Origin of the sequence: Enterobacter cloacae complex sp. I3, assembly GCF_014896175.1 — a bacterium.
GTDB lineage: Bacteria > Pseudomonadota > Gammaproteobacteria > Enterobacterales > Enterobacteriaceae > Enterobacter > Enterobacter bugandensis.
Genome location: NZ_JADBQZ010000004.1, coordinates 42,799 through 62,145, shown reverse-complemented (window position 1 = coordinate 62,145; position 19,347 = coordinate 42,799). Strand labels below are relative to the sequence as shown.

Genomic DNA, 19,347 nt, shown 5'->3' with positions numbered 1-19,347 from the left:
TTCCGTGAAGGTCAAAGACCAGTCCATCGCCCTGGGCGACAGATGGGCTCCTAATATCGCGCTTAAAATTGACGTGCCGGTGGAAGGCAGTTTTACCGGTGAGGTTCCTTTTGACGGAACTAATTATAAATTCTTCCAGCATCAAAGGGCTGGGTTAGAAATATTCAGTTCCAATCTCTGGTGGGATAAAGCGGAAAGAAGCGTTGATGATTATATCGTGTCTCAAATTACGGTGACTGCCGAAGGCTTCGCAACGCCGCGTGGTATCCATGTGGGTTCAACGAGAGAGGAATTGAACAGCGCATACGGTACCGGTCAGGTCGACAATGATTCGGGGGAACAGTGGATTACCTACGAGTTGGGTAAAAAAGCGCTCTCGTTTGAGATGAAAGACGGCGACGTTTTGAAAATAACCATGAATTACAACAATGGCTCTTCAGAGTAATTTATGACCAAAAAACATTTGGCAGCCATATTGTTCACCGCTTTATTGACAGGTCTCGTTGAAACGTCAACGGCGCTTGAATTATCCCAATACAACAAGCTCGATACGGTCAGTCACATCGTTAACGACAGCGAAGTGACTGACAATCTCAGGAAAACGCTGGGAAATCATTACCAGACCTTTATTGATAACTTTGATGTCTTCGGTGAACCGCATACCACCACAGGTGGCGGATTGTTTGTTGAAGGCTGGTTAAAAGATCTCTATCAGGAGAATGCATCCGCGCTGGTCATCAATCCTGACGGCAAAATCTTTGCAGCCTGGGTGGTTCCGACGTCGGACGTTATTCATTACCAGTCATCTGACAATAGCCCAGTTATTCATGCCGATATTCAGCAGTGGGCCGCCAGATTTAATGCGATGCATTTTGCAACGTTCGGCCAATCAAAACTCGTATTTGACGGGGAGTGGGCTGGCGAATTCAAGAACGACTCGACGTTAACCCTGCGATTAGCTGAATCAGACAACCGGATCATCGGCTCTTATTGCTATATCTCCCAGAGAGGAAACCGCATAGATTGCCCGGAAGATGATGAGCAAAATCTTAGCGGTACGATCGCTGGCAATCGTGCCAACGTTGAGTTCAACTCATCGTTTGGCGGCGTAGGTGGACGGGCTGTTCTGGAAATAAAGGGGCGTGAAATGGAATGGCGTTTAGTTACTCCTCCTCAAAAAGGAAATTACTATGCTCCGCTGCGATATACGTTACGTAAAGCCGCTTCGGTTCAAAACGCGGAAACCAGAAAACTGGACACCGATAAATTCGCTATTTCGCTGATAAACAAATGCGGCCATTTTGAGAGCAAATGTGACGAGATGGTTTATCTCGGCGTGCGCAAAAGCGATAACAGTACGATCTCCTTAAGGGGTAAAACGTTACACGACTCCGCAGGTAAAATAATCGGCTCAACGTACAAGAATGGCGAGATCGCTTATACCGTGACGTATGCACCTGTGAAATTGGTTGTCAGCAAAGGCAGTCATGTTTTAGTCGAACAGTCAGGTCAGTGGCTTAAATAAAACAGCCAGCCAAAAGGTCAGCATGGATTGGCCTCTTTTGTTTCTCTCAATATTAATCATCCCGAGTTCACTTATGAAATACACCCTCCAGGAAGGTTCATTTTCCCTTTTTCCTGCTGCCTGGCAGGATAACAGCATGAACATCATTCGCGATGACGAAAGCGGGCTGTCCGTGGTGGTCAGCCGCGGCGTGATTCCCGATGGCAGCGACTACGAACAAGAGTTTCACCGCCAGTGGGATGTGCTGCGTCCTCAGATGGGTGAGATCGCCCAGAGCGAATTCCGGAGCGTAAAAGCCGGGCCTGATGGAAAAATTAACGGGCTGGAAGTCGAGACCACCTTTGACCGTAACGGGCAGCGCCTGTGGCAAAAACAGCTGGCTGTGCAGACGCCGGGCAAACCGGTATTGATGATTTTTACCCTCTCAGCGCTCAGAGCATTCACTGAAGAGGACGAGGTGCGCTGGAGCGCGCTTAAGCAGAGTCTGACGCTAAACGACAACCGGAATGTGTAAGGCATGAGCGATAACAACGCGGCCCGTAAGGGCGACGAGATTATTCACTCCAGCATTTTTGCTGACATCACCAGCATTGTGGCGGAAGGTGCCGCCTATGCGGTGATCGGTGCGGCGGTAGGCGCAGCAGCAACCGTAGCGGCGCCATTGCTGGGTGCGGGGGCAGCAGCTGCAGGCGTGGCAGCAATTGGATCCAGTTGTCTGTTAAGCGGCATCATTGGCGGCGTGCTGGCGAACGTGGCGGGTATCACAGACGATATCAGTAACGCCGCGGAAGGGTTAGGCAATGCGCTTTTCCCGCCGTCGCCTGCGGGCAAAATCACCACCGGTTCGAATAACGTTCTGACCAACGCAATCCCTGCCGCGCGCGCGGCAGGCACGCTCACGCCCGCCGATACCCCGCCCCCTGAGCCACAGTCGCCGGGCAGCTTTGCCGATTACGCGGGCATGCTGCTTTCCGCCGCCGGACAGTTTGGCAGCGAAATGTGGCAGCCGAGCGTGGCCTCTGCCGCTGCGGGAACCTCGCCGCTGGAAGAAGACAAGGTGGCGTGTGAAAAACACTCCGGGCCGCAGTATCTGGCGGAAGGCTCCAAAAGCGTCTTCATCAACGGCCAGCCTGCGGTACGCGCGAAAGATCGCACCACCTGCGAAGGCACCGTTTCCGACGATGTCTCTCCTAACGTGATCATCGGCGGGGACACGCTCACGGTCCGCGATATCAAAAGCGGTAAAACGCCGGGTCTGGCGCTGGGGATGATTGCGCTCTCCCTGCTGCGCGGGCGTCCGGGCAAGATCCTGAAAAACATGCCCTGCGCGCTGGCGGCGGCTGGCGGCGGGATGCTGGCGGATATGGCGGTCAACGCCGTGTTTGGCTCCTCGCACCCGGTTCACGCCGCCACCGGCGTGAAGGTCCTGAATGACGACGACGAGCTTGATTTCTCGCTGCCGGGGCGCTTCCTGCTGCGCTGGCAGCGCAGCTATAACAGCCTGACCACCCGCGAAGGGCTGTTCGGTCTGGGCTGGGCTACAACTTTTGACAGCTATCTGACGTTGGAAGATAGCAATGCGACCTGGTTCGATGAAACCGGGCGCGAGCTGAGCTTCGAGCTGCCGCCGGTCGACCGCGCGTTTTACAGCATCAGCGAAGGCATCATTATCCGCCGCAATGAGAACGGCGACGTGGCGATTGCCGACGATGACGGCGCGGTGTGGCGTCTGTACAAACCGACCCGGGCGAACCCCTCCATCCTGCGTCTGGCATCCCTCAGCGACGAGTACGGCAATGCGCTGCTGACGGCGTGGGACGAGCACGGCAGGCTGGTTGGTCTTCACGACGAGCCGCGGGCGATAGACGTCACCCTGCGCTATGAGGATGAACGTTTCCCGCAGCGGGTTACCGCAGCCAGCCATTTCGACGGCAACCAAACCTGGCCGCTGATGCAGTGGGGCTACGATGCGCGCGGCCAGCTGGCGAGCGCGACGGATGCCTCCGGCGTGGTGACGCGTGAATACCGTTACAACGACCACGGCCTGATGGTCTGGCACCGCTTGCCGGGGGGGCTGGAGAGCGAATACCGCTGGAAACAATTCGATCACTGGCGCGTGGTGGAAAACCGCACCAGCACCGGCGACGGCTGCCGCTTTAGCTACGATTTAGCCGCCGGGCTGACGACCGTCGAGCACTACGACGGCCAGACGCGACGCCACTACTGGAACGCGCAGAATCTGATTGTGCGCTACGTCGACGAGCGCGGTGAAAACTGGCGCTACGAGTGGGACGATAACGAGCTTTTGACGCGCCGTATCGATCCGCTCGGCAACGCCGTCACCTTCGTCTACGACGAGATGGGCAACCGGGTGCAGGAAATCGATGCCGACGGCAATACCCGCACCACCACCTGGCTTGAGCACCGCGCGCTCCCCTCGTCAATCATTGAAGCAGACGGCAGCGCGACCCGGTTCTGGTACGACGAACACCACGGGCTGAAGCGCATGGTGGATCCGCTGGGGCAGACGACGCAGCTGCGCCGGGACGAGTTTGGCCAGGTTGTGGAAGAGATCGATGCCGCCGGCAACAGCCGCTATCAGGAGTACAACGAGGCCGGGCAGATTGTCCGTTCGACGGACTGTTCCGGGCGTATTACCCGCTATCGCTATCACCCGCTGGGCTGGCTGGTGGCAGAGATTAGCGCCGACGGTGAAGAGACGCGCTACCGCTACGACGCCGCAGGGCGCCCGGTGCAGCTCGATCGCCCGGAAGGCTGGACTGAGTCGCTTAAATGGAACGAACGTGGCCTGCCGGTGAGGCACGCGGGCGCCGACGGGAAAGAAAGTGAGTTCAGATACGATGAGGCGGGGCGCTTAACCGCCACCCGTAATACGCAGGGCGAAGAGGTCCGTCGCCGCTGGGACAGCCGCGGGCGTCTGATTGCCCTGGAAAACGAAAACGGCGAAGCGTACCAGTTCCGCTGGGGCGCTGACTCGCTGCTGCTGGAAGAGGTAGGGCTTGATGGCGTGGCCTCGCAGTATCGCTATGATGCCTGCGGACGCACGATAGCGCGCACGTATGCCGCCGGCCATCCGGAGGCCATCACCCACGCCTTCGCCTGGAGCGCGAGCGGCCAGCTGGTCGCCCGCACCACGCCAGAAGGGCAGACCCGCTACCACTACACGCCGTCCGGGCTATTAAGCCGCATTGGGCTGCATCCGGCGCTTTCAGCCGACGCGTGGACCACAGAGGCAGAGCAGGAGCTTGCCTTTGAGTATGACGCGCTTGGTCGCGTTACGCGCGAAGCGGGCGAGCATGGTGAGCTGGCGTGGGGATATGATGCGCTGGGCAACCGCACTTCCGTCACGCTGCCCGATGGCCGCGAGCTAAAGCAGTTTTACTACGGCAGCGGGCATCTGCTCAGCATTGCTCTCGATAAGCTGTCGGTATCCGACTTTACCCGCGACGAACTCCACCGTGAAACCAGCCGCACGCAGGGGCTGCTGACCACCCGCAGCGAATACGATCGTCTTGGCCGACTGCATCGCCGGGACGTCTTTACCGGCAATGCCCAGCGCCCGTCGCCGCGCCGCTGGTCCCGCCGCTGGGATTACGATTACCGTAATAACCTGGTTCGCGAAGAGCGGGACGATAACCCGTTCAGCTGGTACCGCTGGCAGTACGACAGCGCAGGCCGGCTGCTGGTTCAGGACGGCACGCTGCCCGGTCAGGAGCAGTGGCGCTGGGATGCTGCCGGTAACCCGCTCGAAGGATCTGCTGAGAAGGTCACGCACAACCGCCTGACGCAGCTGAATGGCATTCGCTGGCGCTATGACATCCACGGCCGCACCGTTGAGAAGGATAACGGCCAGACCCGCTGGCACTATCGCTACGACGGCGAGCACCGTCTGACGGAGGTGATCAGCCAGCCGCGGGACCGCAACAGGCCGCAGACGCAGGTCAGCTTCCGCTACGATCCGCTCGGGCGACGCATCAGCAAAACGCGCCGCCAGATGCTGGGCGGCCAGCCAACCGGTAAGCCGGTCACCACGCGGTTTGTCTGGGAAGGGTTCCGCCTGTTGCAGGAAGTGCACGGGGAAGTGCCACTGACCTACGTCTACAGCGATCAGGACAGCTACGATCCGCTGGCGCGTATCGACGGGGTTGATGCCCCGGAGATCTTCTGGTTCCACTGCCAGCCCAACGGCACGCCGGAACGGATGACGGATAGCGAAGGGCAGGTGCGCTGGGAAGGTGTGAACAGCGCCTGGGGCAAGCTGCTGCGGGAAAGCGAGACGCAGGTATCAGGATATTCTCAGAACCTGCGGATGCAGGGGCAATACCTGGACCGTGAGACAGGGCTGCACTACAATCTGTTCCGGTATTATGACCCGGACTGCGGACGGTTTACGCAGCAGGACCCGATAGGGCTGGCGGGGGGGATAAACCTTTACCAGTATGCGCCGAATGCGCTGGGGTGGGTGGATCCGTGGGGGTTGAGTAGGTGTTCTGGAGGTACCCGCTTAACTGTCAATAAACCGAAGATTTTAAGCAGCACAAAGCTGTCATCAACTGAGAGAAAATTCCTCGAAAGACAGTTTATGAAAAAAATGAATGCTTTAAACCGAGCGGCTCAAAGAGGAGAGCTAGTTTGGTCTCCTAGCACCCATGAGGTTAGGATTTCATCTTTGCAAAGTTCTTACAGGCAGGCTGTTTCTGCACGTTTTGAAAAAATGTTTGGTTCAGCACCTGATCTAAGTAAGTTAAACGCTGATCATCCTGTTGATTTAATTGTTGGAGGTTCGCCTACACAAAGATTACAAATGCTGAATGAAACTATTAATAAAAGTGTAGGTAGTTCTTTGAAAAATGCAGGCAGAAAGGCGGGGCTTCAGCCCGGAGATGCCATCAGTGAAATAATATTTCAATAGGGTGTAAAATGAATAAATCTATTAATATACAGACTGATACTGCCACATTAGTGATTTATGATTTGATGTCATTAAAGCATAGGATTAATGATGATGCAGATTGGTGGAGTCCTCCAGAAGATGAAGTTGAAGAAATAAATAAAGGGAATGTATTATTTCTCAATCTTGGAGATGATGGTAACTATAAAGTTGATATTAAAAGTGACATTGGTGAATATACCGGATCGTTATTTTTAAACGTACCTACTGGAAAGGTTTTCATAGGGGCGGGAGAGGATGTCACTGGAGGAGATCTGGAGCCAGATGATTCAGATGCTATTTCAGGCGAGTTTATTACTTTAGAACCAGGTAGTTACGAGGTTAAATATAAAAAGCATGGTTCAGATGTGCTAATTTCCTTTACAAAAGCAACGTTTACTGAAAACTCATTAGAAGAGGGTGTTTACCTCTGAATGAAAATCCACGCCCTGGCGTGGATTTTTTCATCCAAAAAAATGTTAAATAATTAATTAGTTCACTACGTGGCCATTTTTAACACTATTTTTTTTCCTTCCGCACGCATCTTGCCTGCTTCTTTCGCGCCTTGCTCACCCTTGTAGGTAATAAGCTGTCAGTATACTCGCGACGAACAACTCTACCCTGAGTAAAGCCCCCAGTGGCGGCTGATCCCCGTAGCGAGTAAGACCGCCTTGGGCGATGGCATCGCCGGGACGTCTTTACCTGCAATGTCAGAAATTTATGGGAAGACCCCCGGGAAAAAACAGTAAAACTTGACGTGAAGTAATTGCACGAATGCGAGGAGAAAGACGTATTCATGGTACGGGCGATAGGATGCAATTTAAAAGCTCAACTGATGGTAAATGGTACCGTATTCAGGATGCGGACATGGCTCATTTAACAGATGCAGTTAAATACTGGAATCAGAAGGGTGGCTACTATGGTCCTAAATCTCGTGAGGTCAGAGCCTTTATGAGAGATTCCAGGAAGTATGAGCTTGAATATTATGGCACAATCGGTCTCAGGGAGCAGTGCTACCGGATAGATATAAAGATTCCCTTGATTTTATTGGCCCAAAGGAAAAGTCCCAATATTTCCAATGAAGGAGCATTGTTCCATGAAAGATCTTGAAGACCCAAAAATTGAATCCAAAATTAACTCCTTTGTTGAAAAAGGAAACGAGTTTCACGATGACAAAAAATACGCCGAGGCTTTAGAGCAATACCAAAAAGCATGGCAAGCTCTCCCTGAACCAAAGCTTGAATGGGAACTCGCCAACTGGATCTCTGCGTGCATGTACAGCGCATATTTTGATCTTGCGGATTACGTTGAGGCAAAGAAATGGGGAGAGACGACTTTACGGACACGTGGATCGGATATAGACACTGCACCGTTAATCGACTTGGGTATGGTCTGTTACGAGTTGAATCAATTCGATGAAGCGTACAAATATTTTAACGATGCTTATAACTACGGCAAAGAGCGTGCGTTTCAGGATAGACCTAAAAAATATCTAGAGTTCTACCTGCGCAAAAGGGGATAAGTTCGTTACTCTATAAAAAAATCCACGCCAAAGCGTGGATTTTTTTCATTCAAAACAAATCAAACGTTAAACAGGAAGTTCATCACGTCGCCATCTTTAACGATGTAATCTTTTCCTTCCGCACGCATCTTGCCTGCTTCTTTCGCGCCTTGCTCACCCTTGTAGGTAATGAAGTCTTCAAACGCGATAGTCTGCGCACGAATAAAGCCCTTCTCGAAGTCGGTGTGGATCTTACCGGCCGCCTGAGGCGCAGTCGCACCCACAGGAATCGTCCACGCACGCACTTCTTTCACGCCTGCGGTAAAGTAGGTTTGCAGGTTCAGCAGCTCATAGCCCGCGCGGATCACGCGGTTCAGGCCTGGCTCTTCCAGACCCAGTTCGGCCATGAACTCTTCACGGTCGGCGTCGTCCAGCTCGGCGATATCGGACTCAACGGCTGCGCAAACCGCCACAACCACAGAACCTTCCGCCGCGGCGATTTCACGGACTTTGTCCAGGTACGGGTTGTTCTCAAAACCGTCTTCGTTAACGTTGGCGATGTACATGGTTGGCTTCAGGGTCAGGAAGCTCAGGTATTTGATCGCCGCTTTGTCTTCGTCAGTCAGGTTTTTCAGCGCGCGCAGCATGCCCGCGTTTTCCAGCTGTGGCAGGCATTTTTCCAGCGCAGCCAGTTCCGCTTTCGCGTCCTTGTCGCCGCCTTTGGCTTTCTTCTGCACGCGGTGAATTGCACGTTCGCAGGTGTCGAGGTCAGAGAGCGCCAGCTCGGTGTTGATGACGTCGATATCGTCAGCCGGATCCACTTTGTTATTAACGTGGATGATGTTGTCGTTCTCGAAGCAGCGCACAACGTGGCCGATCGCTTCGGTTTCACGGATGTTGGTCAGGAACTGGTTACCCAGACCTTCGCCTTTGGAGGCACCCTTCACCAGGCCCGCGATGTCCACGAACTCCATGGTGGTGGGCAGAATGCGCTGCGGCTTCACGATTTCCGCGAGCTGGTCCAGACGCGGGTCCGGCATAGGCACCACGCCGGTGTTCGGTTCGATGGTACAGAACGGGAAGTTCGCCGCTTCGATACCCGCTTTGGTAAGCGCGTTAAACAGGGTGGATTTGCCCACGTTTGGCAGACCGACGATACCGCATTTGAATCCCATTTCTAAATCACCTTAATATCTTGATAATCAATCCGTTAACGATAACCGATTGATGAAAAGTAAATAACTACGCCTATTATACACGTAACCCGCATGACGCGCGGTAAAAAAGCCGTATCGGGCGGATTATTGCGCTTTGAAAGCGTGTAAGCGATTTGTCGCTTTAGTTAAGCCGTCTTGCAGCCAGATTTCAGTGCAGCGCGCCGCTTCGTCTACCGCCTCGTCAATCAGTTTTTGTTCGGAAACCGGGGGTTTACCGAGCACGAAACCGACAACTTTGTTTTTATCGCCCGGATGGCCGATTCCCACGCGCAAACGGTGGAAATTCGGGTTATTGCCCAGCTTGCTGATGATGTCTTTAAGACCGTTGTGACCGCCGTGTCCGCCGCCCAGCTTGAATTTTGCTACGCCAGGCGGGAGATCCAGCTCATCGTGGGCGACCAGAATTTCATCCGGGTTGATGCGATAAAACGTTGCCATCGCCGCCACCGCTTTACCACTCAGGTTCATAAAGGTGGTCGGCACCAGCAGGCGAACATCCGCGCCAGCAAGGTTGATACGTGAGGTGTAGCCGAAGAATTTAGGTTCTTCACGCAGGGGAGCACGTAACCGTTCGGCCAGCAGATCGACGTACCAGGCTCCGGCGTTGTGGCGGGTGGCCGCATACTCCGCGCCCGGGTTGGCGAGGCCGACAATCAGTTTAATCGTCACGATTCAATTCCTAATGGGTTCCAGATCTGGCGCGTAGTTTACTGTCTGGCGCGCCGCTTGACAAAATTCTGCGGTTATCCCGACGAAATTCGAATAATTACTCATCTGAACAATTAGAATTTCAAGTTGTTCAACACCTTATTTGTAAACTTTTGTTTGTGCGTTATCCGTAATTGTGATCATTCACGCAACTCATAAAAGGGGCGTTGTCTATACTTTACACACAAGGATTAGGGGCTTTTCCTCTGACAACCCAAAGTTCCGGAGGTGACATATGAAACGCAAAAACGCTTCGATGCTCGGTAACGTGCTAATGGGGTTGGGACTGTTCGTGATGGTAGTCGGCGTAGGTTATTCCATTTTAAACCAACTGCCGCAGCTTGATCTCCCACAATACTTCGCGCATGGCGCGGTATTGAGCATCTTCCTCGGTGCAGTATTGTGGCTCGCCGGGGCGCGCGTAAGCGGACATGAGGAAGTCTGCGATAAATACTGGTGGGTGCGCCACTACGACAAACGCTGTCGTCGCGACCAGCATAAGCACAGCTAGTGCCTGATTAAGAACATCGAAACGACTCCATCCGGAGTCGTTTTTTTTTGCATAGCATATTGACCCTCACGTAACGTAAGGCTCCAGAGTGGTGGCACTGGCAAAGTAAAAAGGAGCAGTTATGTTGATTCAGGTGGGTGAGCTGGCGAAACGAGCCGGTATCACCGTGCGGACATTGCATCACTACGAGCAAACAGGGCTGTTGCTGCCTTCTGCCAGAAGCGCGGCAGGTTACCGGCTTTACAACCTGGCGGATATCCAGCGTCTGCACATGATCCAGGCGCTGGCAAAAGCGGGGCTGGAACTTGCCGAAATCAGGGATTTTCTGGAAAAGGAGTCGCTGTCGTTGACCGAGCTACTCAATGCGCAAATCACGCTGCTGGATAAACAGCTGCGCAGCATACACACGCTGCGCGACCGGCTGGTGGAGCTGCGTACCGGGCTTACCGACGATGCGACGCCGGATCTGGAGTCCTGGCTACAGACTCTGGAGTTAATGAATATGTACGATCGCTGGTTTAGCAAAGAAGAGTTACAGCAGTTGCCGTTTGCGGTACAGAAGGATGCGCTGGCGGCTATCTGGTCAGGGCTGGTGGCAGAGGCTAACGCGCTGCTGGAACAGGATATACCCGTTACTGACACGCGGGCGATGGATCTGGCGACCCGCTGGATGGAACGTCTTGAACAGGACACGGCGGGCAAGCCGGAGTTTCTCACCCGGCTGAACGAGATGCACAGCGTAGAGCCACAGATGCAGGCGCAGACCGGCATCACCCCGGAGATGACAGATTACATCACGCGGGCGTTTGCGGAATCTAAGCTCAGCATATGGGAGAAGTATCTCACTGCCGAAGAGATGGCCTTTACCCGGGCACATTATTTTGACCGCATGATGGAGTGGCCGCCGCTGGTGGCGAAACTGCATCAGGCGCAGCGGGACAATATCGCTCCTGACTCGAAGGAGGCGCAAAAGCTGGCTGAAAACTGGCTGGCATTGTTCCAGTCCTACGCAGGCACCAACCCGGAGACCCAGCAAAAGTTTCGTACGGCTATGCAGCAGGAGCCGCATCTGATGAAAGGAACCTGGATGACGCCTGCCGTGCTTGCATGGCTCCAGCAGGCGATCGGGGTGATGATGCAGAGACGTTTCTCTGCATCAGGTAACTCACAGATCCGCTAACGCGGCTTCACGGTTAGGATAAAAGGCAAGGCGGCCAGGGATCGGCTGCACGCCCGCACGCGCCATGGTGCGCAGGGGCTGGAATTCCAGGTTGCTGACCCGCAGCTCGCAGCCTTCCGGCAGACGTTTCACAAAGCGCTGGAAGGCATCCAGACCGCCGGCATCCAGCACCGGGACGGCATCCCACTTCAGCACCACAACCCGTTTCCCCGCGATGCGGGACTCCAGATCGCTGAACAACCCTTCCGCCGCGGCAAAGAATAGCGGGCCAATTACGCGCAGCACCAGCACATCCTCAGGCACCTCCACGTTTACCGACGAGAGGCGCGTCATCTGCGCGATGCGGCGCATAAATAGCAGGGACGCGAGCACGATCCCGACGCTGATGGCGATAACCATATCGAACAGCACGGTCAGAGACATGCAGATTAGCATCACGATGATGTCGTCTTTCGGCGCGCGACGCAGCAGGTTCACCACCTTGTGCGCCTCGCTCATGTTCCAGGCCACCATCAGCAGCAGGGCGGCCATGCCGGAAAGCGGCAGCCAGGAGAGCAGTGGGGCAAGGATCAGCAGCGCCAGAATCACCAGCACGGAGTGGATAACCGCCGAAACGGGTGACGTTGCCCCCGCGCGCACGTTTGCCGCAGAACGGGCGATGGCTGCCGTGGCGGTAATCCCGCCAAAGAACGGTGCGATGAGGTTGCCTAAGCCCTGACCGACCAGTTCGCTGTTGGCTTTGTGCTTGGTGCCGGTCATGCCGTCGAGCACCACGGCGCAAAGCAGGGATTCAATCGCTCCCAGCATCGCCATAGAGAACGCGGCGGGCAGCAGGGCGCGAAGGGAATCCCAGCTCAGGGTGAAGCTCGAACCAGGCATGTCCCACGGCAGCACCAGCTGCGGCAGCAGCTGTGGAATGCCGTTACCCTGCGAACCGTCCGCCAGAACATAGTGGAACTGCGAGCCGATAGTCGCGACATGACCGCCGAACATATTAACGATAGCCATCACCGCGCAGCCCAGCAGCAGGGCGGGCAGATGGCCCGGCAGGCGAATACCGAGACGAGGCCAGACGATCAGCGTCCCCAGGGTGACTATTCCGATGGCGGCGTCGCCCAGGTTGGCCGTTGGCAGCGCCATAAACAGCGCCCCCACTTTTTGTAAATAGTGCTCCGGGACGTGGGGCATCTGCAGACCGAGAAAATCTTTGATCTGCATGGTTCCGATGGTGATCCCAATCCCCGAGGTGAACCCCAGCGTCACGGAAAGGGGAATATATTCAATCAGGCGACCAAAACGGGCCAGACCGAACAGAATCAAAAAGACGCCGGACATCAGGGTGGCAACCAGCAGGCCTGCCAGACCAAACTGTTGTGAAACCGGGTAGAGGATCACCACAAAGGCGGCGGTCGGGCCGGAGACGCTGAAGCGCGAGCCGCCCGTCAGGGCAATAACAATCCCGGCAACGGCCGAGGTATACAGACCGTACTGTGGCGCAACGCCGCTGCCAATCGCCAGCGCCATCGCCAGCGGGATGGCAATAATTCCGACGGTGATCCCGGCAATCAGGTCACGGATAAAGCGTGACGAGGTGTACTTCTCTTTCCAGCAGGCGTCGATGAGGGCGCGAAAGGGCAGAACATGTGAGGAGGCTACGTTTTTCACAATTATCTATCATCCGTGTGCGCATCATCTGTCATATGAATGGCAGGTGAAGGAGGCATTAATCATACAAATAAAACCCAGAGACAAAAAAACCCGCCGCAGCGGGTTTTTTGGCCGTGTTCGATTAGTGTTCGAACATTGCAGAGATGGATTCTTCGTTGCTGATACGACGAATCGCTTCGGCCAGCATCCCGGACAGGGTCAGGGTACGCACGTTTGGCAGTGCCTTGATCTCGTCGCTCAGTGGGATGGTATCGCATACCACAACTTCGTCAATGACGGAATTGCGCAGGTTGTTCACGGCATTACCGGAGAAAATCGGATGGGTCGCGTAAGCGAACACGCGCTTGGCACCGCGCTCTTTCAGCGCTTCAGCGGCTTTACACAGCGTACCGCCGGTATCGATCATGTCGTCAACCAGCACGCAGTCGCGGCCAGCCACGTCACCGATGATGTGCATCACCTGAGAAACGTTAGCGCGCGGACGACGCTTGTCGATGATCGCCATGTCGGTATCGTTCAGCAGCTTGGCAATAGCACGGGCACGGACCACGCCGCCGATGTCCGGAGAAACCACGATTGGGTTGTCCAGGTTCAGCTGCAGCATGTCTTCCAGCAGGATTGGGCTGCCGAATACGTTATCAACCGGGACGTCGAAGAAGCCCTGGATCTGCTCTGCGTGCAGGTCAACGGTCAGTACGCGGTCAACGCCGACGCTGGACAGGAAGTCAGCGACAACTTTTGCGGTGATTGGCACACGCGCGGAACGGACGCGACGGTCCTGGCGGGCATAACCAAAGTAAGGGATAACAGCAGTGATACGGCCTGCGGAAGCGCGACGCAGAGCGTCGACCATAACAACCAGTTCCATCAGGTTGTCGTTTGTTGGAGCACAGGTGGACTGGATGATGAAAATATCACCACCGCGTACATTTTCGTTGATTTGTACGCTGACTTCGCCGTCGCTAAAGCGACCTACGGCGGCGTCGCCGAGGGAAGTGTACAGGCGGTTGGCAATACGTTGTGCTAGTTCCGGGGTGGCGTTACCAGCAAAAAGCTTCATATCAGGCACGAGAAGAACCTCAGGCATGCGTCCAGTGGTGGATAGCGTTCGCCGCAAACTGCGGGGCCTAAGCGAAGGCTATCCAGGCGGTGTATTAAAGAGCGCGATGCAACGTCTGGAACAGGGTGACGTTGTCACCGAAACTCAGTCTGCGCCAGAATGGCCTGCTGTAGGGGGGAGGTGTTCATCCCGCGCGCTACAAAACCATGCAGCCAATCCGGCGCTTGCTCAAGCACCTGACGGGCGGCGGATTCGGTGTCAAATTCAGCAAAGACACAGGCCCCTGTACCGGTCAGGCGCGACGGCGCGTATTCTAACAGCCAGGAAAGCACCGCATCAACCTCGCGAAAACGTTTTCTTGCGATATCCTCGCAATCGTTGCTGAATTCACAATTTAATAACGTTTCTATTGACCGTACCGGGGTATTTCTTTTCAGGTCAGGATCTTTAAAGATGACCGGGGTCGGAATGCTCACGCCGGGGTGGGCAACCAGATACCATTTTTCCGGCGGGTTGACCGGGGAAAGGATCTCGCCCACGCCCTCAGCAAAGGCCGCGTGGCCGCGAACAAACACAGGGACATCTGCGCCCAGCGTTAAGCCCAAACCAGCCAGTTCATCCGTCGACAGCCCGCAGCCCCAGAGGTGGTTCAGCGCAACCAGCACGGTGGCGGCGTTGGATGAGCCCCCGCCGAGACCGCCACCCATCGGCAGACGCTTCTCAATGCGGATATCCGCACCGCTTCCCGCCGGCAGACGGCCCGATTCTGCGGCGGCTTTCATCAGCAGGCGCGCGGCGCGGACGATCAGGTTGTCCTCATGCGCCACGCCGTCGACCGGCGTCAGCAGGCAAATCTGCCCATCCTGACGCGGCTCGATGGCAATCGTGTCGCCATAGTCAATAAACTGAAACAGCGTCTGCAGAGTGTGATAGCCGTCAGCACGCTGGCCGGTGATGTATAAAAACAGGTTCAGTTTTGCCGGAGAAGGCCAGTGGGTCATCATTTAACGATCCAGTTGTCCATTTTCAGCTTGATGCGCTGGCTGCCCTGGGTCAGCTCCATGTTTGATGGCAGCGACGGTTTACTTTTGCTGTCATAGGCGCTGTACACCACTTTCCAGGTTTTGCCGTTCTGGGTGTAGTTGACCTGGCTCAGACGGTATTGATCGTCAAGCGTATAGTCGGTCGCTTCGCCCGGCAGGCCGAGGATCCACTGGCGCAGGCTGTTCAGCGGAATTGGCATCCCGGTCAGCTTGCCAATCATCTCTTCAGCATCGGTCGCCGTATAGTGCTGGCCTTTGTTATCGGTGATCTGCGCTTCGCCCGGTTTGGCGATAAGCTCCAGCTCGGTGCTGCCAAGCGGGTTCAGCAGCAGCAGGCGATAGTTGTCCTGCCCCGTTTGCTGCCAGAAGAAGCGGGCATAAACCTTTTGTTCGTCAGAGAGATACGCGAAGGCGCCGCGCGTCTGGTACTGCTTCAAATTAAGGACGTCCTGCTGGTGCTGACGCCACTGCGGTGAATCAGGGCTTTTGCCCGGGCCTTTTGGTTGGGTGACAGTACAGGCGGTCAGAACCAGTGCTGCCAGCGGCAGCAGGCGAATCAGTCGGGTCATAATGAGGACAAATCCTTGAGATACGTTGCAGTTATAACTGTTAATGCTAGCGCCCCGCAGTGCTACCGTCTACGTTCAAATTATCTCAAAGCGTTGAGTAACCTATTACTCCGAAAGGAGGCGGTCTCTTTTATTGATCTCGCGCATCCTGTATGATGCGTCCTGCTAACCTTATTAACGCTGGTACTACTCCCGCTCAACATGACCCTATTAGCACTCGGCATCAACCACAAAACGGCCCCGGTTTCGCTGCGAGAACGCGTTACGTTTTCGCCGGATACGCTTGACCTGGCGCTGGACAGCCTGCTTGCACAGCCGATGGTGCAGGGTGGCGTGGTGCTTTCGACGTGCAACCGTACCGAGCTGTATTTGAGCGTGGAAGAGCAGGATAACCTGCACGACGCGCTGATCCGCTGGCTATGTGACTACCACAATCTCAACGAAGACGAGCTGCGCAACAGCCTGTACTGGCATCAGGATAACGATGCGGTCAGCCATCTGATGCGCGTCGCCAGCGGTCTGGATTCGCTGGTGCTGGGCGAACCGCAGATCCTCGGCCAGGTAAAAAAAGCCTTCGCAGATTCCCAGAAAGGGCATCTCAAGGCCAGCGAGCTGGAGCGTATGTTCCAGAAGTCCTTCTCCGTGGCGAAGCGTGTGCGAACCGAAACCGACATTGGTGCCAGTGCGGTTTCTGTTGCTTTCGCGGCATGTACCCTTGCACGGCAAATCTTTGAATCCCTGTCGACCGTCACCGTGATGCTGGTAGGCGCGGGCGAAACCATCGAGCTTGTGGCGCGCCATCTGCGCGAGCATAAAGTGAAAAAGATGATTATCGCGAACCGCACCCGCGAACGCGCGCAGGTGCTGGCGGACGAAGTGGGTGCCGAGGTGGTTGCGCTGAGCGATATTGATGAACGTCTGAAAGAGGCGGACATTATTATCAGCTCTACCGCCAGCCCGCTGCCGATTATCGGCAAAGGGATGGTGGAGCGTGCGCTGAAGTCCCGCCGTAATCAGCCGATGCTGCTGGTGGATATCGCCGTCCCGCGCGATGTTGAGCCAGAGGTTGGCAAGCTGGCTAACGCCTATCTTTACAGCGTGGATGACCTGCAAAGCATCATTTCGCACAACCTCGCCCAGCGTAAAGCGGCGGCGGTGCAGGCGGAAACCATTGTTGAGCAGGAAACCAGCGAATTTATGGCCTGGCTGCGCGCGCAAAGCGTCAGCGAGACCATCCGCGAGTATCGCGGACAGGCGGAGCAGGTGCGTGATGACCTGACTGCCAAAGCGTTAGCGGCCCTGGAACAGGGCGGCGACGCGCAGGCGATTATGCAGGATCTGGCGTGGAAGCTGACCAACCGCCTGATCCATGCGCCAACCAAATCTCTTCAACAGGCTGCCCGTGACGGGGATGATGAACGCCTGACTATTCTGCGCAACAGCCTCGGGCTGGAATAGCGCCCTATACCCATTTTCTAAGACAAGGTGCACTTACGCCTATGAAGCCTTCTATCGTCGCTAAACTGGAAGCTCTGCACGAGCGCCATGAAGAAGTACAGGCGCTGCTCGGCGATGCCGGGACTATCGCAGACCAGGAACGTTTTCGCGCGCTTTCGCGTGAATATGCGCAGTTGAGTGATGTATCAAAATGCTTTACCGACTGGCGACAGGTTCAGGAAGATATTGAAACCGCGCAGATGATGCTCGACGATCCTGAGATGCGCGAGATGGCGCAGGAAGAGCTGCAGGATGCAAAAGCGCGTTCCGAAGAGATGGAGCAGCAGCTTCAGGTGCTGCTCCTGCCGAAAGATCCGGACGATGAACGTAACGCGTTTGTCGAAGTGCGCGCCGGTACCGGCGGTGACGAAGCGGCGCTCTTTGCCGGGGATCTGTTCCGCATGTACAGCCGCTACGCCGAATCGCGCCGCTGGCGCGTGGAGATCATGAGCGCCAACGAAGGCGAACATGGCGGCTACAAAGAGGTTATCGCCAAGATCAGCGGCGACGGCGTATACGGTCGTCTCAAGTTTGAATCCGGCGGTCACCGCGTGCAGCGCGTTCCGGCCACCGAATCTCAGGGCCGTATTCATACCTCCGCCTGTACGGTGGCGGTGATGCCGGAGCTGCCGGAAGCGGAACTGCCGGACATCAACCCGGCGGACCTGCGTATTGATACCTTCCGCTCCTCCGGGGCGGGCGGTCAGCACGTTAACACCACCGACTCCGCCATCCGTATTACCCACCTGCCGACCGGCATCGTGGTGGAGTGTCAGGACGAACGTTCGCAGCACAAAAACAAAGCCAAAGCGTTGTCCGTGCTGGGCGCGCGCATCCACGCGGCGGAAATGGCGAAACGTCAGCAGGCGGAAGCCTCTACGCGTCGTAACCTGCTGGGCAGCGGCGATCGCAGCGACCGTAACCGCACCTACAACTTCCCTCAGGGGCGCGTGACCGACCACCGCATCAACCTGACCCTGTACCGTCTGGACGAGGTGATGGAAGGGAAGCTGGATATGCTGATTGAGCCTATCGTGCAGGAATACCAGGCCGACCAGCTGGCGGCGCTGTCCGAGCAGGAATAATGGATTTTCAGCGCTGGTTACGCGAGGCGGCCGGTGAGCTTTGCAAAAGCGAAAGCCCGAAGCGCGACGCCGAAATTTTGCTTGAGCATGTGACGGGTAAAGCCCGCACGTACCTGCTGGCATTCGGCGAAACTGAGCTAACTGCAGAGCAGGAAGCACGGCTCGCCGCGCTGCTTGCCCGCCGTAAAAACGGCGAGCCGGTGGCGCACCTTGTCGGTGAGCGCGAGTTCTGGTCGCTACCGCTTTACGTCTCGTCGGCAACGCTGATTCCGCGTCCGGATACCGAGTGTCTGGTGGAGCAGGCGCTGGCACGTTTACCCGCAGCGGCCTGCCGCATTCTCGATCTCGGTACTGGCACCGGTGCTATCGCGCTGGCGCTGGCCAGCGAGCGGCCTGACTGCGATGTGACGGCAGTGGATGTGATGCCCGACGCGGTGGCGCTGGCGCTGCGTAATGTGGAACGTCTCGGGCTCAGCAACGTAACGGTGCTGCAAAGCAGCTGGTTTGCCGCGCTGGAGAACCGCTCATTTGCGATGATTGTCAGCAATCCTCCTTACATTGACGAACATGATCCGCATCTTGCGCAGGGAGATGTTCGCTTCGAACCGCTGACGGCGCTTGTGGCCGCCAACGCGGGATTAGCCGATCTTGATCACATTGTGACAACGTCACGGGAGCATTTGCTTCCCGGCGGCTGGCTGCTCGTGGAGCATGGCTGGACGCAGGGAGAATCCGTGCGGGCACTGTTTACCCAGGCAGGCTACGCCGCTGTCGAAACCTGCCGCGACTACGGCGGCAACGAACGCCTGACGCTGGGGCAGTGGTCTTGAGA

The 19,347-nt window shown here is 56.0% G+C and carries 18 protein-coding genes and 1 pseudogene; 12 read left to right on the top strand and 7 right to left on the bottom strand.

The window, feature by feature from the left end:
• Nucleotides 1–4: 4 nt before the first annotated feature.
• The 5 genes from IM271_RS03925 to IM271_RS03905 all read left to right on the top strand — a co-directional run bounded on the left by IM271_RS03925 (nt 5) and on the right by IM271_RS03905 (nt 6,910).
• Nucleotides 5–445 (top strand): hypothetical protein, encoded by a 441-nt coding sequence (locus IM271_RS03925; protein ID WP_226858934.1) that lies wholly within the window; start codon nt 5–7, stop codon nt 443–445.
• A 3-nt stretch (nt 446–448) separates the two neighbouring features.
• A complete protein-coding gene (locus IM271_RS03920) occupies nt 449–1,525 on the top strand; it encodes a hypothetical protein (RefSeq protein ID WP_028013472.1) in 1,077 nt (358 codons plus the stop codon).
• Nucleotides 1,526–1,598: 73 nt separating this feature from the next.
• On the top strand, nt 1,599–2,039 hold the full coding sequence (locus tag IM271_RS03915) for a DcrB-related protein (RefSeq protein WP_028013471.1): 441 nt from the start codon (nt 1,599–1,601) through the stop codon (nt 2,037–2,039).
• Nucleotides 2,040–2,042: 3 nt separating this feature from the next.
• Nucleotides 2,043–6,458, top strand: a complete 4,416-nt coding sequence (locus IM271_RS03910) for an RHS repeat-associated core domain-containing protein (RefSeq protein WP_226858933.1) — start codon at nt 2,043–2,045, stop codon at nt 6,456–6,458.
• 8 nt (nt 6,459–6,466) lie between these two features.
• A complete protein-coding gene (locus IM271_RS03905) occupies nt 6,467–6,910 on the top strand; it encodes a DUF6386 family protein (RefSeq protein WP_193052202.1) in 444 nt (147 codons plus the stop codon).
• Nucleotides 6,911–6,975: 65 nt separating this feature from the next.
• Here IM271_RS03905 and IM271_RS20300 read toward each other — a convergent pair.
• Nucleotides 6,976–7,062, bottom strand: a pseudogene (locus IM271_RS20300) (hypothetical protein); the annotation flags it as partial.
• A 281-nt stretch (nt 7,063–7,343) separates the two neighbouring features.
• Between IM271_RS20300 and IM271_RS03900 the strand changes: the two are divergent.
• Nucleotides 7,344–7,586, top strand: coding sequence for a hypothetical protein (locus IM271_RS03900; protein ID WP_226858932.1), 243 nt, complete (start codon nt 7,344–7,346; stop codon nt 7,584–7,586).
• Nucleotides 7,573–7,998, top strand: a complete 426-nt coding sequence (locus IM271_RS03895; RefSeq protein WP_063437393.1) for a hypothetical protein — start codon at nt 7,573–7,575, stop codon at nt 7,996–7,998. The genes IM271_RS03900 and IM271_RS03895 overlap by 14 nt, the downstream gene beginning before the upstream one ends.
• Nucleotides 7,999–8,057: 59 nt before the next feature.
• Here the strand turns inward: IM271_RS03895 and ychF are convergent, their stop codons facing one another.
• A complete protein-coding gene (gene ychF, locus IM271_RS03890) occupies nt 8,058–9,152 on the bottom strand; it encodes a redox-regulated ATPase YchF (RefSeq protein ID WP_003856650.1) in 1,095 nt (364 codons plus the stop codon).
• A gap of 126 nt (nt 9,153–9,278) precedes the next feature.
• On the bottom strand, nt 9,279–9,863 hold the full coding sequence (gene pth / locus IM271_RS03885; RefSeq protein WP_008499504.1) for an aminoacyl-tRNA hydrolase: 585 nt from the start codon (nt 9,861–9,863) through the stop codon (nt 9,279–9,281).
• A gap of 274 nt (nt 9,864–10,137) precedes the next feature.
• Between pth and ychH the strand changes: the two genes are divergently transcribed.
• Together ychH and IM271_RS03875 are read left to right on the top strand one after the other, a co-directional pair.
• Entirely contained in the window at nt 10,138–10,413 is a 276-nt protein-coding gene (ychH, locus tag IM271_RS03880; RefSeq protein WP_028013466.1) for a stress-induced protein YchH, read from the top strand.
• Between the two features lie 121 nt (nt 10,414–10,534).
• Nucleotides 10,535–11,593, top strand: a complete 1,059-nt coding sequence (locus IM271_RS03875) for a MerR family transcriptional regulator (protein ID WP_193052201.1) — start codon at nt 10,535–10,537, stop codon at nt 11,591–11,593.
• On the opposite strand, the gene dauA is transcribed toward IM271_RS03875, so the two are convergent.
• From dauA to lolB, 4 genes are all read right to left on the bottom strand, one after another.
• Complete coding sequence (dauA, locus tag IM271_RS03870; RefSeq protein WP_193052200.1) at nt 11,579–13,258, bottom strand: C4-dicarboxylic acid transporter DauA; 1,680 nt, start codon at nt 13,256–13,258, stop codon at nt 11,579–11,581. The genes IM271_RS03875 and dauA overlap by 15 nt on opposite strands.
• Before the next feature lie 124 nt (nt 13,259–13,382).
• Nucleotides 13,383–14,330, bottom strand: a complete 948-nt coding sequence (prs, locus tag IM271_RS03865) for a ribose-phosphate diphosphokinase (RefSeq protein WP_003856663.1) — start codon at nt 14,328–14,330, stop codon at nt 13,383–13,385.
• Nucleotides 14,331–14,455: 125 nt separating this feature from the next.
• Entirely contained in the window at nt 14,456–15,325 is an 870-nt protein-coding gene (gene ispE, locus IM271_RS03860; protein ID WP_028013463.1) for a 4-(cytidine 5'-diphospho)-2-C-methyl-D-erythritol kinase, read from the bottom strand.
• On the bottom strand, nt 15,322–15,933 hold the full coding sequence (gene lolB / locus IM271_RS03855; RefSeq protein ID WP_028013462.1) for a lipoprotein insertase outer membrane protein LolB: 612 nt from the start codon (nt 15,931–15,933) through the stop codon (nt 15,322–15,324). The genes ispE and lolB overlap by 4 nt, the downstream gene beginning before the upstream one ends.
• 201 nt (nt 15,934–16,134) lie before the next feature.
• Between lolB and hemA the strand changes: the two genes are divergently transcribed.
• The 3 genes from hemA to prmC are packed head-to-tail and all read left to right on the top strand — an operon-like array spanning nt 16,135 to nt 19,345.
• Nucleotides 16,135–17,391, top strand: a complete 1,257-nt coding sequence (gene hemA / locus IM271_RS03850) for a glutamyl-tRNA reductase (RefSeq protein ID WP_021240361.1) — start codon at nt 16,135–16,137, stop codon at nt 17,389–17,391.
• Between the two features lie 41 nt (nt 17,392–17,432).
• Nucleotides 17,433–18,515, top strand: a complete 1,083-nt coding sequence (gene prfA / locus IM271_RS03845; RefSeq protein ID WP_021240360.1) for a peptide chain release factor 1 — start codon at nt 17,433–17,435, stop codon at nt 18,513–18,515.
• Entirely contained in the window at nt 18,515–19,345 is an 831-nt protein-coding gene (prmC, locus tag IM271_RS03840; RefSeq protein WP_193052199.1) for a peptide chain release factor N(5)-glutamine methyltransferase, read from the top strand. Before prfA ends, prmC begins: the two co-directional genes overlap by 1 nt.
• The last annotated feature ends 2 nt before the right edge of the window (nt 19,346–19,347 follow it).

Bases quoted from the DNA above. Each gene is read 5' to 3' on its own strand.
- IM271_RS03920 (WP_028013472.1), top strand. From the start codon at position 449: ATGACCAAAAAACATTTGGCAGCCATATTGTTCACCGCTTTATTGACA.
- IM271_RS03915 (WP_028013471.1), top strand. From the start codon at position 1,599: ATGAAATACACCCTCCAGGAAGGTTCATTTTCCCTTTTTCCTGCTGCC.
- IM271_RS03910 (WP_226858933.1), top strand. From the start codon at position 2,043: ATGAGCGATAACAACGCGGCCCGTAAGGGCGACGAGATTATTCACTCC.
- IM271_RS03905 (WP_193052202.1), top strand. From the start codon at position 6,467: ATGAATAAATCTATTAATATACAGACTGATACTGCCACATTAGTGATT.
- IM271_RS03900 (WP_226858932.1), top strand. From the start codon at position 7,344: ATGGCTCATTTAACAGATGCAGTTAAATACTGGAATCAGAAGGGTGGC.
- IM271_RS03895 (WP_063437393.1), top strand. From the start codon at position 7,573: ATGAAAGATCTTGAAGACCCAAAAATTGAATCCAAAATTAACTCCTTT.
- ychF (WP_003856650.1), bottom strand. From the start codon at position 9,152: ATGGGATTCAAATGCGGTATCGTCGGTCTGCCAAACGTGGGCAAATCC.
- ychH (WP_028013466.1), top strand. From the start codon at position 10,138: ATGAAACGCAAAAACGCTTCGATGCTCGGTAACGTGCTAATGGGGTTG.
- IM271_RS03875 (WP_193052201.1), top strand. From the start codon at position 10,535: ATGTTGATTCAGGTGGGTGAGCTGGCGAAACGAGCCGGTATCACCGTG.
- ispE (WP_028013463.1), bottom strand. From the start codon at position 15,325: ATGATGACCCACTGGCCTTCTCCGGCAAAACTGAACCTGTTTTTATAC.
- lolB (WP_028013462.1), bottom strand. From the start codon at position 15,933: ATGACCCGACTGATTCGCCTGCTGCCGCTGGCAGCACTGGTTCTGACC.
- hemA (WP_021240361.1), top strand. From the start codon at position 16,135: ATGACCCTATTAGCACTCGGCATCAACCACAAAACGGCCCCGGTTTCG.
- prfA (WP_021240360.1), top strand. From the start codon at position 17,433: ATGAAGCCTTCTATCGTCGCTAAACTGGAAGCTCTGCACGAGCGCCAT.
- prmC (WP_193052199.1), top strand. From the start codon at position 18,515: ATGGATTTTCAGCGCTGGTTACGCGAGGCGGCCGGTGAGCTTTGCAAA.